The 12,536-nt window shown below is 65.2% G+C and carries 12 protein-coding genes; 4 read left to right on the top strand and 8 right to left on the bottom strand.

Going from position 1 to position 12,536, the window contains the following annotated elements:
- Window positions 1-93 precede the first annotated feature (93 nt).
- Window positions 94-1,605: a replicative DNA helicase gene (locus FG95_RS15860; protein WP_037557188.1), complete on the top strand. Its 1,512-nt coding sequence runs from the start codon at window positions 94-96 to the stop codon at window positions 1,603-1,605.
- A gap of 126 nt (window positions 1,606-1,731) precedes the next feature.
- Here FG95_RS15860 and FG95_RS15855 read toward each other — a convergent pair whose 3' ends face one another.
- The 7 genes from FG95_RS15855 to astD all read right to left on the bottom strand — a co-directional run bounded on the left by FG95_RS15855 (window position 1,732) and on the right by astD (window position 7,664).
- The gene (locus FG95_RS15855; protein ID WP_037557081.1) at window positions 1,732-2,535 is read right to left on the bottom strand and encodes a phosphoadenylyl-sulfate reductase; all 804 of its coding nucleotides are present in this window, start codon (window positions 2,533-2,535) and stop codon (window positions 1,732-1,734) included.
- Complete coding sequence (locus tag FG95_RS15850; protein ID WP_037557079.1) at window positions 2,528-2,941, bottom strand: DUF934 domain-containing protein; 414 nt, start codon at window positions 2,939-2,941, stop codon at window positions 2,528-2,530. Before FG95_RS15850 ends, FG95_RS15855 begins: the two co-directional genes overlap by 8 nt.
- Window positions 2,938-3,339: a RidA family protein gene (locus tag FG95_RS15845; RefSeq protein ID WP_037557078.1), complete on the bottom strand. Its 402-nt coding sequence runs from the start codon at window positions 3,337-3,339 to the stop codon at window positions 2,938-2,940. Before FG95_RS15845 ends, FG95_RS15850 begins: the two co-directional genes overlap by 4 nt.
- The gene (locus FG95_RS15840) at window positions 3,332-4,963 is read right to left on the bottom strand and encodes a nitrite/sulfite reductase (RefSeq protein WP_037557077.1); all 1,632 of its coding nucleotides are present in this window, start codon (window positions 4,961-4,963) and stop codon (window positions 3,332-3,334) included. Before FG95_RS15840 ends, FG95_RS15845 begins: the two co-directional genes overlap by 8 nt.
- A 1-nt stretch (window position 4,964) precedes the next feature.
- A complete protein-coding gene (locus FG95_RS15835; RefSeq protein WP_037557075.1) occupies window positions 4,965-5,261 on the bottom strand; it encodes a DUF2849 domain-containing protein in 297 nt (98 codons plus the stop codon).
- Window positions 5,258-6,055, bottom strand: coding sequence for a uroporphyrinogen-III C-methyltransferase (gene cobA, locus FG95_RS15830; protein ID WP_037557074.1), 798 nt, complete (start codon window positions 6,053-6,055; stop codon window positions 5,258-5,260). The genes FG95_RS15835 and cobA overlap by 4 nt, the downstream gene beginning before the upstream one ends.
- Before the next feature lie 163 nt (window positions 6,056-6,218).
- Window positions 6,219-7,664, bottom strand: coding sequence for a succinylglutamate-semialdehyde dehydrogenase (gene astD, locus FG95_RS15825; protein WP_037557185.1), 1,446 nt, complete (start codon window positions 7,662-7,664; stop codon window positions 6,219-6,221).
- A gap of 112 nt (window positions 7,665-7,776) precedes the next feature.
- Here astD and FG95_RS15820 point away from each other — a divergent pair, with 112 nt between their 5' ends.
- The 3 genes from FG95_RS15820 (at window position 7,777) to FG95_RS15810 (ending at window position 11,375) form a co-directional block, all read left to right on the top strand.
- On the top strand, window positions 7,777-8,712 hold the full coding sequence (locus tag FG95_RS15820) for an alpha/beta fold hydrolase (protein WP_081933199.1): 936 nt from the start codon (window positions 7,777-7,779) through the stop codon (window positions 8,710-8,712).
- A complete protein-coding gene (locus FG95_RS15815) occupies window positions 8,709-9,887 on the top strand; it encodes a glycosyltransferase family 4 protein (protein WP_037557072.1) in 1,179 nt (392 codons plus the stop codon). The genes FG95_RS15820 and FG95_RS15815 overlap by 4 nt, the downstream gene beginning before the upstream one ends.
- Before the next feature lie 84 nt (window positions 9,888-9,971).
- Entirely contained in the window at window positions 9,972-11,375 is a 1,404-nt protein-coding gene (locus tag FG95_RS15810) for an NAD(P)H-dependent flavin oxidoreductase (protein ID WP_037557071.1), read from the top strand.
- Between the two features lie 50 nt (window positions 11,376-11,425).
- On the opposite strand, the gene FG95_RS15805 is transcribed toward FG95_RS15810, so the two are convergent.
- Window positions 11,426-12,424 carry a 2-hydroxyacid dehydrogenase gene (locus FG95_RS15805; protein WP_037557184.1) on the bottom strand — a complete coding sequence of 333 codons (999 nt, stop codon included), beginning with the start codon at window positions 12,422-12,424 and terminating at the stop codon, window positions 11,426-11,428.
- Between the last annotated feature and the right edge of the window lie 112 nt (window positions 12,425-12,536).

Raw genomic sequence — 12,536 nt, 5'->3', positions numbered from 1 at the left:
CAAGGGCGACTTATTCACAGCAACCCACAGTTATGATAGCCTGTCCGGCATCACCTGTTGCGCCGTCCGAAGCGGCACCGCATGAAGGTCGCCATGCCTGAGCTAGCCCTGATCCCGACCCCGGCCAACACCGGGGACGAACGCCAATTACCCCGTAATATCGAGGCCGAGGCCGCGTTCCTTGGCGCGATCCTGATCGACAACCGAGTCGTCGAAGATTTGCCCGTCGCGCTGACCCCCGACCATTTCTTCGAACCGCTTCACGGCCGCATCTTTCAGCAGACGATGGCGCTCATCGAGCGCAACAGCATCGCGACACCGGTGACGCTGAAACCTTATTTCGAGGCCGACGAGGCGATGAAGGCGGTGGGCGGGGTCGGCTATCTTGCGCAATTGACCGGCAGCGGCGCGGGTCTGATCGGCGCGCGCGACTTTGCCCGGCAGATTTTCGATCTCGCGCTGCTTCGCGAACTTGCAGGGGTTGGGCGCACGCTCGTCGACAATGCGCTCGACACCAGCGAACGCGTCGACCCGCAGGCGCAGATCGAGGAGGCCGAAACCGCGCTCTACCGCGTTGCGGGCGGCGAGGCCGAGATGGGGTCGGTCAAGAATTTCAGCCAGGCGAGCCTGACCGCGCTGCAGGCGGCCGAGCGCGCCCTGAATTCGGGAGGTCACCTCTCGGGGATCACCACGGGGATCGCGAGCATGAACGCCAAGATCGGCGGCATGCACAATTCGGACCTGATGATCCTCGCCGGCCGTCCCGGCATGGGCAAGACCTCGTTCGCGACGAACATCGCCTATAATGCCGCCGAACGCTGGCGCCGCGACGAGGAAGACGGCATCCCGCCCGAGAAGAATATGGGCGCGAAGGTCGCTTTCTTCAGTCTCGAAATGTCGGCCGACCAGCTCGCGACGCGCGTGCTTGCCGAACAATCGGGGGTGTCGGGCGAAGCGCTGCGCATGGGCAAGATCAGCAAGGAGCAGTTCCAGCAGCTATCGCGCGCGGCGCAGGCGCTTCAGACGCTGCCCTTGTTCATCGACGATACGCCCGGCCTGACGATCGCGGGGCTGCGCACCCGCGCGCGCCGGTTGCAGCGCCGCCACGGCATCGGCTTCATCGTGGTCGACTATCTACAACTGTTGCAGGGCTCGTCGAAGAGCGGCGACAACCGCGTGCAGGAAATTTCGGAAATTTCGCGCGGCCTGAAGACCTTGGCGAAAGAACTTAATGTCCCTGTGATGGCGCTGTCGCAGCTCAGCCGCCAGGTCGAAAGCCGCGAGGACAAGCGCCCGCAGCTTTCCGACCTTCGCGAATCGGGTTCGATCGAACAGGACGCCGACATGGTGCTCTTCGTGTTCCGCGAGGATTATTATGTCGCGGCGCGCGAGCCCAAACGCCCGGTCGAGGGCGACGATGTGAAAATCCACGCACAGCATGAGGAATGGGCGGCCGAGATGGAGCGTGTCTTCGGCCTCGCCGAAGTCATCGTCGCCAAATCGCGTCACGGTTCGACCGGCAAGGTGCGCCTGCACTTCGAGGCGAAGACGACCAAGTTCAGCGACCTCGCCGACGACAGCATGGCGTATGACGATTATGAGTGAGGGCCACTGAAAACCGCCGTCACCCCGGCGAAGGCCGGGGTCTCGGCGTCGCGACATGATGAAACGGTGAGATCGTGTTTCAGAGTCACGTGCCTCTGAACACCCTTCGCCGGGACGACGGAAGGGTCAGAACGCCGGATCGTTCGCCGGATCGTCGTCGATCGGGGTGACCTCGCTATGGATGCCGCATTCGGTCTTGTCCCAGCCGCGCCAGCGGCCCGAGCGCGGGTCTTCGCCCGGCTTGACCTTCGATGTGCAGGGCGAGCAGCCGATCGACGGATAGCCTTCGGCTTCCAGCGGGTGGCGCGGTAGGTCGTGCGCGGCGAAATAATCGTCGAGCATCTCGCGCGTCCAGTTGGCAAGCGGGTTGAACTTGAGTCGGCCGGTCGAGCCGTCGAGCTCGAAGCGCGCGAGCCCCTGCCGCGTCGCGGACTGGAACCCCTTGCGGCCCGTGATCGAGGTGTCGAAATCGGTCAGCGCCTTTTCGAGTGGCTTGACCTTGCGGATTTCGCAGCAGCCGTCGGGGTCGTAGGACCAGCGCAGCTCGGTCGCGTCCTTTTGCGCGAGGTCTTCGGCATCGGGGGTCAGGTTGACGATGTTGAGATTCAGCTTCGCCGCCAGCTCGTCACGGTAAGCGAGAGTCTCGGGGAAATGCTTGCCGGTGTCGAGGAACAAAACCGGCATGCCGGGCGCAGTCTGCGCCACGAGATGGAGCAGCACCGCGCTTTCGGCCCCGAAGCTGGAGACGATCCCGGTTTCGCCGAGCAGGCCCGCACCGATCACGCTCGCGACGACTTCGGCGGCGTCCTGGCCGCGGAACAAATTGTTGAGCCGGATGACGTCGGCTTGCGTGAAGCGCGGCGCGACGTCGATGCGGTCGCGGGTGCGGTCTTCGCCGGCTTTGGGGAGAGAGTGTTTCACGTCAGCCATGCCTTAATTTCCATATCGGCACCGCACCGTCGGCGGCGCCCTGATAATGTTCGGGCCAGCGCGACAGCGCCGCCTCGACATCGGCGGGATTGAGCGCCTTTTCGGGCGCGAATGTGTCGAAGCCGCAGCGCTTCATATAGGCGATCTGGTCGACGAGGACGTCGCCCTGAGCGCGCAGTTCGCCGGTATAGCCCGCCTCGCGCAGGATGCGCGCCGACGAATAGCCCCGACCGTCGCGGAACTTCGGAAAGGCGACCTCGATCAGCGCAAGCCGGTCCAGATGCGGGATCAGCGCGCGCGCATCCTCGTCGGGCTCGAGCCGCACCGCGGTCGCGTTCGATTGCGACAGGAAAGCGTCGAGCGTGACGCAGGGTTCCTCACCCGATTGAAGGGCCGTATCGGTCATTCGCTTTCTCCCGGAATGCGCGCAATCACCTTGATTTCGAAGGTGAAGCCCGACAGCCATGTCACGCCCACCGCAGTGATGTTCGGGTAGGGTTTTCCGCCCCAGTTCGCTCCGAGCACCGGGAAGATCGTGTCGAAATTCCGGTCGGGATCGATCATGAACAGCGTCACGTCGACGACCTCTTCAAAACTCGACCCGGCGGCCTTCAGGATCGCGTTCAGATTGTCGAAGGCGAGCTGCACCTGCGCGGCAAGGTCGGGTTCGGGCGAGCCGTCGAGCCGCGCGCCGACCTGCCCCGACACGAACAGGAAGCCGTTGGAACGGATCGCGGGCGAATAGCGATGCGCCTCGTAGAGCGCATGGGGTTCGGGCGGGAAAACCGCGTCGCGCTCAGCCATAGATCGCCTCCTTGAAAGGGGCCATGCCGACACGGCGGAAAGTGTCGACGAAGCGCTCGCCTTCGGTCCGTTCGGCAAGATATTTGTCGGTGACACGCTCGATCGCGTCGACGATGCCGTCCTCGTCGAAGCCGGGACCGGTGATCGTGCCGAGCGACACATCCTCCGCACCCGATCCGCCGAGCAGCAGTTGGTAATTCTCGGTGCCTTTGCGGTCGACGCCGAGAATGCCGATGTGCCCGGCGTGGTGATGGCCGCAGGCGTTGATGCAGCCCGAAATCTTGAGCTTGAGCTCGCCGAGCTCCTTCTGGCGGTCGAGGTCCGAGAAGCGCGTTGCGATCTTCTGCGCGACCGGGATCGAGCGCGCGTTGGCAAGGCTGCAATAGTCGAGCCCGGGGCAGGCGATGATGTCGCTGATCAGGTCGAGGTTCGGCGTCGCGAGCCCGGCGGCGTCGAGCGCCTGCCAGATCGTGTAGAGATCGGCCTTGCGCACATGCGGCAGCACGATGTTCTGCGCGTGGGTGACGCGCAGCTCGTCGTGGCTGTATTTCTCGGCAAGGTCGGCCATCAGGTCGATCTGCGCCGATGACGCATCGCCGGGGATGCCGCCGACGGGCTTCAGGCTGATGTTGACGATCGCATGGCCCGGCACCTTATGCGCGGCGACATTCTGGTCGAGCCAGACCGCGAAATCGGGATCGCTGCGGTCGATTTCATCGGGTGCCGACGCGTCGAGCGCGGGCGGCGCGAATTGCGCGGCGATGCGGTCGAACTCGGCGTTCGGCGGGTCGATGCCGAGCGACTTCACATGCGCCCACTCTTCCTCGACCTGGCGGCGATATTCGTCGGCGCCGAGTTCATGGATCAGGATCTTGATCCGCGCCTTGTAGATATTGTCGCGGCGGCCGTAGCGGTTGTAAACGCGAAGGCACGCTTCGGCATAGCTCAGCATGTCCTCGAGCGGCACGAAATCCTTGATCAGCGGCGCGATCATCGGGGTACGGCCCATGCCGCCGCCGACGTAGAAGGCGGCGCCGTGGACGCCGTCCTTCTCGACGATCTGGATGCCGATGTCGTGGAGGCGCATCGCGGCGCGGTCTTCGTCGGCGGCGATGACAGCGATCTTGAACTTGCGCGGCAGATAGCTGAATTCGGGGTGGAAGCTCGACCATTGGCGGAGCAGTTCGGCCCACGGGCGCGGATCGGTGATCTCATCGGCTGCGGCGCCCGCCCACTGGTCCGAGCTGATGTTGCGGATGCAATTGCCGCTGGTCTGGATCGCGTGCATCTCGACCGATGCGAGCTCTTCGAGAATCGCGGGCGCATCCTCCAGCTTGATCCAGTTATACTGGATATTCTGGCGCGTGGTGAAATGGCCGTAATCGCGATCGTACTTGCGCGCGATATGCGCGAGCATCCGCATCTGGCGGCTGTCGAGCGTGCCATAGGGCACCGCGACGCGCAGCATATAGGCGTGAAGCTGGAGGTAGAGGCCGTTCATCAGCCGCAGCGGCTTGAACTGGTCCTCGGTGATCTCGCCCGCGAGGCGGCGGCGTACCTGGTCCGAAAATTCGGCGACGCGCGCTTCGACCATCGCATGATCATATTCGTCATATTTGTACATGTCAGATCACCCAGTCGCCGGCCGCGGGATCGGCGGGTTTCAATGTCAGGTCGGGGCGCACGGTCGGGCCCAACGCGCGGATGCGGTCCTTGATGTGCGCGGGGCGGGGCCCCTCGGGGGTTTGCTCGCCGGCGATGATATAGGGCGCGTTGACGCGGCGCGCGCCTTCCTCGGCGGCGAGGATCGCTTCTCCATGCTCGCCGACGTCGGCGGCGTCCTCGATATGGAGTGACCAGTCGCTGCCGGTCCACCAGGTGACAAATCCTGTTTTAAGGTCGTTGCCCGTAAGCAATTTCATGTGAAGTCCCTTATATTTTCTATCTTTGCGGCGACGCCGGGTGCGCCGAGGCAGTCGAGCGCGTCGGCGCGCGCCGCGACTTTGCCGACGATGATAAGCGCCGGACTCGCTATCTGTTCGCGCGCGACGAGGTCGCCGAGATCGGTGAGGAGCGTGCGGAGGACACGGGCATCCTTGGTGGTGCCGCGCTCGACGACCGCGACGGGGAGGCCCGGCGAGACGCCGTCGGCGATCAGCTTGTCGGCGATGGCGTGCGCGGTCGCGAGGCCCATATAGATGACGAGCGTGCGGCCGTGTCCCGCGAGCCCTGACCAATCCTGATCGGTCAGGTCCTTGCACTGGCCGGCGACGAAGCTCACCGCGCTCGCATCCTCGCGGTGTGTGAGGGGAAGGCCGGCCTGCGCGGCGCAGCCTGCGGCGGCGGTGATACCGGGGACGACTTCGCAGGCGATACCGGCTTCGCGCGCCGCATCGAGTTCCTCGCCGCCGCGGCCGAAGATGAAGGGATCGCCGCCTTTCAGGCGCACGACCTGCTTGCCGGCGAGCGTCTCGCGCACCAGCAATTCGTTGATCAGCTCCTGCTTCATCGTGTGGCGGCTGCGCTGCTTCGCGACCGAAATCCGCTCGACATGCGCCGGAATCAGCGCGAGCACGCCTTCGCCAACGAGCCCGTCGTGGACCACGAGATCGGCGCTTTCGAGCAGGCGCGCGGCGCGTAGCGTCAACAGGTCGGGATCGCCGGGACCGGCGCCGACGAGCCAGAGCTTGCCCGCAGGAGGGAGAGTCTTTGCCATGCAGGATAGATGATCGCGCGGGCCGCGATTGGCAAAGCAGGCTTTATTGACGGTGGTGAAGGTAAAATTGCACCCAATGACTCGTCACGCCGGACTTGATCCAGGGTTCATCACTTCGTTGCCGGAATGGATGCCGGATCAAGTCCGGCATGACGAGATAGGGTTACAGATATTTCTTCGTCACCAGCTGCGATCCCTCGGGATCGCGCAAGCCCACGCCGATCGCGGCGCGCATCGCATCGCTTTCCGAGCTTGCGACCGGATAGGCGCAATAGTCGGCGGCATAGAAGGCGCTCGGCCGATGATTGCCCGACAGGCCGATGCCGCCGAACGGGGCCGCCGACGAGGCGCCGTTGGTCGGGCGGTTCCAGTTGATCACCCCGGCGCGCGCATTGGCCCAGAACTGGTCGTAAAGCTGCGGCGTGCCGCCGATCAGCGACGCCGACAGACCGAAAGCGGTGTTGTTCGCCTCGGCGATCGCCGCCTCGAAGGTGCCGACGCGGACGACTTGCAATAGCGGGCCGAACAGCTCGATATCGGGGCGTTCGCGCATCGCGGTCACGTCGATGATGCCCGGGGTCAGGAAGGGGCGGTTCGCGACCGGCCGCGTCATGTGGCGGATCACCTGGCCGCCGTTCGACATCAGGATCAGAAAGCTTTCGGTGAGGCCGTCCGCCGCTTCATTGTCGATCACCGGGCCCATATAGGGGGCGGGATCGGCGTGCGGGTGATCGACGATCAGCCGGTTCGCAATGTTGCAAACCTCGTCGATCAGCGCATCGGCGAGGCCGTCCTTCACGATCAGCCGCCGCGCATTGCTGCACCGCTGCCCGGCGCTCAGAAATGCCGACTGGACGACGAGGATTGCCGCGGTACGGATGTCGGCGGTGTCCCACACGACGATCGGGTTGTTGCCGCCCATTTCGAGCGCGAGCATCTTGCCCGGCTGGCCCGCGAACTGGCGGTTGAGCGCAAGCCCGGTGCGGGCCGAGCCGGTGAAGAGCAGTCCGTCGATGCCTTCGTGCCCCGCGAGCGCCTTGCCCGTGTCGGGGCCGCCGATCACGAGGCGCAGCACTTCCTGCGGCACGCCCGCGCTGTGAAAGAGTTGGACGAGCTTCGCGCCGACCGCCGGGGTCTTTTCGGACGGTTTGAAAACCACCGAATTACCCGCGATCAGCGCCGGGACGATATGGCCATTGGGCAAATGCGCGGGGAAATTATAGGGGCCGAGCACGGCGAGCGTGCCGTGCGGCTTGTGGCGTACCGCGTTGCGCAGCCCCATCGCGCCCTCGATGCGGCGGTTGGGGGTGCGCTCGGCATAGGCTTTGACCGAAATATCGACCTTGTTCGCGACCGATTCGACTTCGGTGCGCGCTTCCCATAGCGGTTTGCCCGTTTCGTGCGCGATCAGGTCGGCGAGCGCCTCGCCCTCGGCCTTCACCCGGTCGACGAAGCGGCGCAGCGTTTCGGTGCGGAAGGTGACGGGCTTGGACGCCCATTCGGGCCAGGCGCGACGGGCGATTTCGACTTCGGCATCGACGTCGCTGACCGGCCCGCGCCAGAGCTCTTCGCCGGTTGCGGGTTCGAAGGAAATCAAAGGCTCGCTCATGGTCGCCCGCGTCTTATCGGCGAAAGCGGGCTGCGGCAACCTGTGCGGCACGGGCACCGCGCATTGCTTGCGCCGCCCGGCGTGGTAGACGGGGCCGAGTCCCGGACACGGGATGTGCGAGGCAATAGCGAGACAAACAAGGGGACGTGGCATATTGGCCCAGCAGGAAAACCGCAGCGACTGGTCGGACCAATATTGGTGGTCGCATGATAGCGTCCGCCTGCACGCGCGCGTCTATGTCGGCCCCCAAGGCAGCGAGGTCCTGCCGCCGGTTCTGTGCATGCCCGGCCTCGCGCGCAACGCCCGCGATTTCGAGGAATTGGCGCCGCATGTGGCGCGATATCGCAAGGTGATCGTCATCGAATTCCGTGGGCGTGGGGACAGCGCTTACGCCAAGGATCCGATGACCTATGTTCCGCTGACCTATGTGCAGGATGTCGTCGCGCTCCTCGACGAGTTGGGGATCGAGCGGTTCGCGGCGATCGGCACCTCGCTCGGCGGGCTCGTCGCGATGCTGATGGCGGCGACGCTGCCCGGCCGGATCGTCGGCGCGGTGCTCAACGATGTCGGCCCCGAACTCGAGACCGCGGGGATCGAGCGCATCCGCGACTATATCGGCGCGGGCGGCAGCCAGCCGACGTGGATTCACGCGGCGCGCGCCTTTGCCGAGCTCAACGGCGCGGTCTATCCCGCCTACGATATCCGCGACTGGCTGCGGCTGACCAAGCGTACGCACAAGCTGACCCCCGAGGGGCGGATCGTCACCGATTACGACAAGCAAATCGCAGCGCCGCTGCGCGTCCCGAATGGCGGCGATGCGGGTGTCGACCTGTGGCCGGCCTATCGCGCGCTCGCCGGCATTCCGCTTCTGATCCTGCGCGGCGAACTGTCCGACATATTGGCGCGGCCGGCGAGCGCGAAGATGGCGGCCGAACTTCCGGGGGCGCGGCTGGTCGAGGTGCCCGGGGTCGGCCATGCGCCGACGATGGACGAGCCCGAAGCCCGCGCGGCGATCGACGCATGGGTCGTGGAGCTTCCGCAAGCGTGAGCGCCGACGAGCCCGACACGCCCTGGCCGATCCGTATCCTGCACCTTCATTCGAGCTTTTCGCTCGGCGGCAAGGAGGCGCGCGCCGTCCGGTTGATGAACCTGATGGGCGATCGGGCGCATCACACGATCCTGTCTGCGATGCCCGACGCGCTCGGCGCGCGCGACGCGATCGATGCGGGGATTGTCGTCGATTTTCCTGAGGATGCGCCGCTGCTGCACGGCAAGCCGTCGCTCGCGCGCTACCGTGAACTTGCGGATTATATGACCCGGTTCGAGCTGGTTCTGAGCTATAATTGGGGCGCGATGGACGGGGTGATGGCGCGCCGGGTCCAGGTATCGCGCCGGTGGCGCAGCATGCCCGAACTGATCCATCACGAGGACGGGTTCAACGAGGACGAAAGCGTCCGGCGCAACTGGAAACGCAATCTGTTCCGCCGCGTGGCGCTGCGCACCGCACAGTCGGTCATCGTCCCGTCGACCTTGCTTCAGCGGATCGCGACCGATGAGTGGAAGGCGGGCGGCCGCATTCATCTGATCCGCAACGGCATCGACGTCGCCGCCTATGCCAAGGGGCCATCGGAGCCGATCCCGGGCTTCGAGCGGCGCGACGGCGAGGTGGTAATCGGCACCGTCGCCGGGCTGCGCAAGGTCAAGGACTTGCCGCGCCTCGTGCGCGCAGTGGCGGCGCTGCCGGCGAATGTCCGGCTCGTCATTGTGGGCGAGGGGCCCGAGCGTGCGGCGATCGTCGCCGAGGCCGCGGCGTGCGGGATGGCGGACCGCCTGATCATGCCCGGTTTCATGGCCGAACCCGCGCGCTGGATCGGCCATTTCGACCTGCTCGCGCTCTCGTCACTCAGCGAACAGGCGCCGATCGCTGTGATCGAGGCGATGGCGGCGGGGCTGCCCGTCGTCAGTCCGGCGGTCGGCGATGTCGCGGCGATGATTTCGGACGCCAACCGTTCCTATGTCGCGGCGGACGAATCCGCTTTCCGCGCGGCACTGCTTCGGATGACCAAAGATGCCGCGCTGCGGGCCCAAGTCGGCGCCGCGAACCGGCGCGCCGCCGTGCAACGGTTCGACGAATCTATGATGGTCGGCGCTTATGAAAAGCTCTATGCTCGCGCGCTGGAAGGTTATGGGCCGTTCAGCGGTGGCTGGGTCGGCTTCGATTGACAACGGGGGCCAATTTCCGCTTACGCAAGCGGGATTGGGGGCCGGTTCGCAGGCGTGGACCGGCGGAGAGAGAGAAGGTTTAGAGTGTTCAAAGGTTTGAAGCCCATCCTTTATGGCGGGCGTGAAGTTTGGCCGCTGGTCGAAGGCGGCAAGGGCGTGTCGGCGACCAACCATATGTCGAGCGGCGCGTGGGCCGCGGCGGGTGGCATCGGCACCGTTTCGGCGGTCAATGCCGACAGCTATGACGCCGAGGGCAAGATCATCCCGCAAATCTACCGCGCGTTGACGCGCAGAGAACGCCACGAAGAGTTGATCCAATACGGCATCGAGGGTGCGGTCGCCCAAGTCGAGCGCGCCTATGACGTGTCGGGCGGCAAGGGTGCGATCAACATCAACGTGCTGTGGGAAATGGGCGGCGCGCAGCAGATTCTCGAAGGCGTGCTCGAGCGGACCAAGGGCCTTGTCGCCGGCGTCACCTGCGGCGCGGGCATGCCTTACAAGCTGAGCGAGATCGCTCAGCGGCACAATGTGCTCTATCTGCCGATCATCAGCTCGGCGCGTGCGTTCCGCGCGCTGTGGAAGCGCGCCTATCACAAGGTGTCGGACCTGCTCGGCGCGGTGGTCTATGAGGACCCGTGGCTCGCCGGCGGCCACAATGGCCTGTCGAACGCCGAAGATCCACTGGTGCCGCAGGATCCCTATCCGCGCGTCAAGGCGCTGCGCGACACGATGCGCGCCGAGGGGATTTCGGACGATGTGCCGATCGTGATGGCGGGCGGCGTCTGGTATCTGCGCGACTGGGAAAACTGGATCGACAATCCCGAACTCGGCCAGATCGCCTTCCAATATGGCACTCGGCCGCTGCTGACCGAGGAAAGCCCGATCCCGCAAGAATGGAAGGATCGCCTCCGCACACTCGACGACGGGGACGTGCTGCTCCATCGCTTTTCGCCGACCGGTTTCTATTCGAGCGCGGTGCGCAACCCGTTCCTGCGCGACCTCGAAGCGCGCTCGGAACGCCAGATCCCCTATTCGAAGCAGGAAGCGGGCGACCATATCGTCCAGCTCGACGTCGGTGTGAAAGGCAAGAATTTCTGGGTCACGCCGCACGATAGGGCGCGCGCGCGCGACTGGTTTGCCGAAGGCTATACCGAGGCGCTGAAGACCCCCGACAATACGGTCGTCTTCGTGACTGAGCCCGACAAGGCGATGATCCGCAAGGATCAGGCCGATTGCATGGGCTGCTTGTCGCATTGCGGCTTTTCGTCGTGGAAGGACCATGACGATTATTCGACCGGCTACCTCGCCGACCCACGCAGCTTCTGCATCCAGAAGACGCTGCAGGACATCGCGCACGGCGGCGACGTCGAACAGAATCTGATGTTCGCCGGCCACGCCGCGTTCAACTTCAAGACTGATCCCTTTTATTCGAACAATTTCACCCCGACGGTGAAGCAGCTCGTGGATCGGATTCTGACGGGGGACTAGGACACTCCGCCCAAAGTAATCCAGAGCGGTATAGGCCGGGACCGGCGACCCTAGGCCCACCCTTCCAGCACCTGGTCGGGCGGGCGGTGGCCGTCGCACCAGGCACGGATATTGGCGATGACCTTCTCGCCCGAGGCTTCGCGGCCCTCGATCGTCGCCGAGCCGAGGTGCGGGAGCAGCACGACATTGTCGAGCGCGAGCAGCGCGGGGTCGACCGCGGGTTCGTGCGTATAGACGTCTAGCCCGGCGCCCGCGATGCGGCCCGTCTGCAGCGCCGCGATCAGCGCCTTTTCGTCGACGATCTCGCCGCGCGCGGTGTTGATGAGGTAGGCGGTCGGCTTCATTGCGCCGATGCGCGCCGCGCTCACCATCTCGTGCGTTTCATTGGTGTGCGGGCAGTGGATCGTGACGACGTCGCTGATGCGGAGCAGCGTGTCGACGCTCGCATGATAGCTCGCGCCGAGTTCCTCCTCGATCGCTTCGGGCAGGCGCTTTCGGTTGTGATAATGGATCGAGAGGCCGAAGGCGCGGGCGCGCCGTGCGACCGAGAGCCCGATGCGCCCCATGCCGATGATGCCGAGCAATTTGCCGCCGACCCGGTGGCCGAGCATCGTGCTTGGTGCCCAGCCTTCCCATTTACCCGATCGCATCAATTTCTCGCCCTCGGCTAGGCGGCGCGGGACGCTGAGGATCAGCGCCATCGTCATGTCGGCGGTGTCTTCGGTAAAGACGCCCGGCGTGTTCGACACCATGATGCCCTTGGCGCGCGCGGCGGCGAGGTCGATATGATCGACGCCCGCCCCGAAATTGGCGATCAGCTTCAGCCGTTCGCCCGCCGCGGCAATGACCTCGGCGTCGATCTCGTCGGTCACGGTCGGCACGAACACGTCGCAATCGGCGACCGCGGCCTTGAGTTCGTCGCGGGTAAAGGCGCGATCATGCGCCGACAATGCGACGTCGAACAATTCGGCCATGCGCGCCTCGACATGCGGCATCAACTGGCGGGTGACGATGACGCGCGGGCGCTTGGGGCGAGATGAATCGGGCATGGCGCCGATAGAGCGCGCCCGCGCACGGCGGTCAAGGGCCGCGGCGCGCAAAAAAGGCTGGGGATGAACGCAGCCTTTTGCGCGGTGAGCGGTTGAAATGCGAATATGAGTT

This window comes from Sphingopyxis sp. LC363, from assembly GCF_000756385.1.
Taxonomy (GTDB): Bacteria; Pseudomonadota; Alphaproteobacteria; order Sphingomonadales; family Sphingomonadaceae; genus Sphingopyxis.
The sequence above is the reverse complement of the archived record's forward strand: the minus strand, read 5'-3'. Positions and strand labels throughout refer to the sequence as shown.

Bases quoted from the DNA above. Each gene is read 5' to 3' on its own strand.
- cobA (WP_037557074.1), bottom strand. From the start codon at position 6,055: ATGGCAAAGACTCTCCCTCCTGCGGGCAAGCTCTGGCTCGTCGGCGCC.
- FG95_RS15845 (WP_037557078.1), bottom strand. From the start codon at position 3,339: ATGGCTGAGCGCGACGCGGTTTTCCCGCCCGAACCCCATGCGCTCTAC.
- FG95_RS15820 (WP_081933199.1), top strand. From the start codon at position 7,777: ATGTGCGAGGCAATAGCGAGACAAACAAGGGGACGTGGCATATTGGCC.
- FG95_RS15855 (WP_037557081.1), bottom strand. From the start codon at position 2,535: ATGGCTGACGTGAAACACTCTCTCCCCAAAGCCGGCGAAGACCGCACC.
- FG95_RS15805 (WP_037557184.1), bottom strand. From the start codon at position 12,424: ATGCCCGATTCATCTCGCCCCAAGCGCCCGCGCGTCATCGTCACCCGC.
- FG95_RS15850 (WP_037557079.1), bottom strand. From the start codon at position 2,941: ATGACCGATACGGCCCTTCAATCGGGTGAGGAACCCTGCGTCACGCTC.
- FG95_RS15840 (WP_037557077.1), bottom strand. From the start codon at position 4,963: ATGTACAAATATGACGAATATGATCATGCGATGGTCGAAGCGCGCGTC.
- astD (WP_037557185.1), bottom strand. From the start codon at position 7,664: ATGAGCGAGCCTTTGATTTCCTTCGAACCCGCAACCGGCGAAGAGCTC.
- FG95_RS15860 (WP_037557188.1), top strand. From the start codon at position 94: ATGCCTGAGCTAGCCCTGATCCCGACCCCGGCCAACACCGGGGACGAA.
- FG95_RS15835 (WP_037557075.1), bottom strand. From the start codon at position 5,261: ATGAAATTGCTTACGGGCAACGACCTTAAAACAGGATTTGTCACCTGG.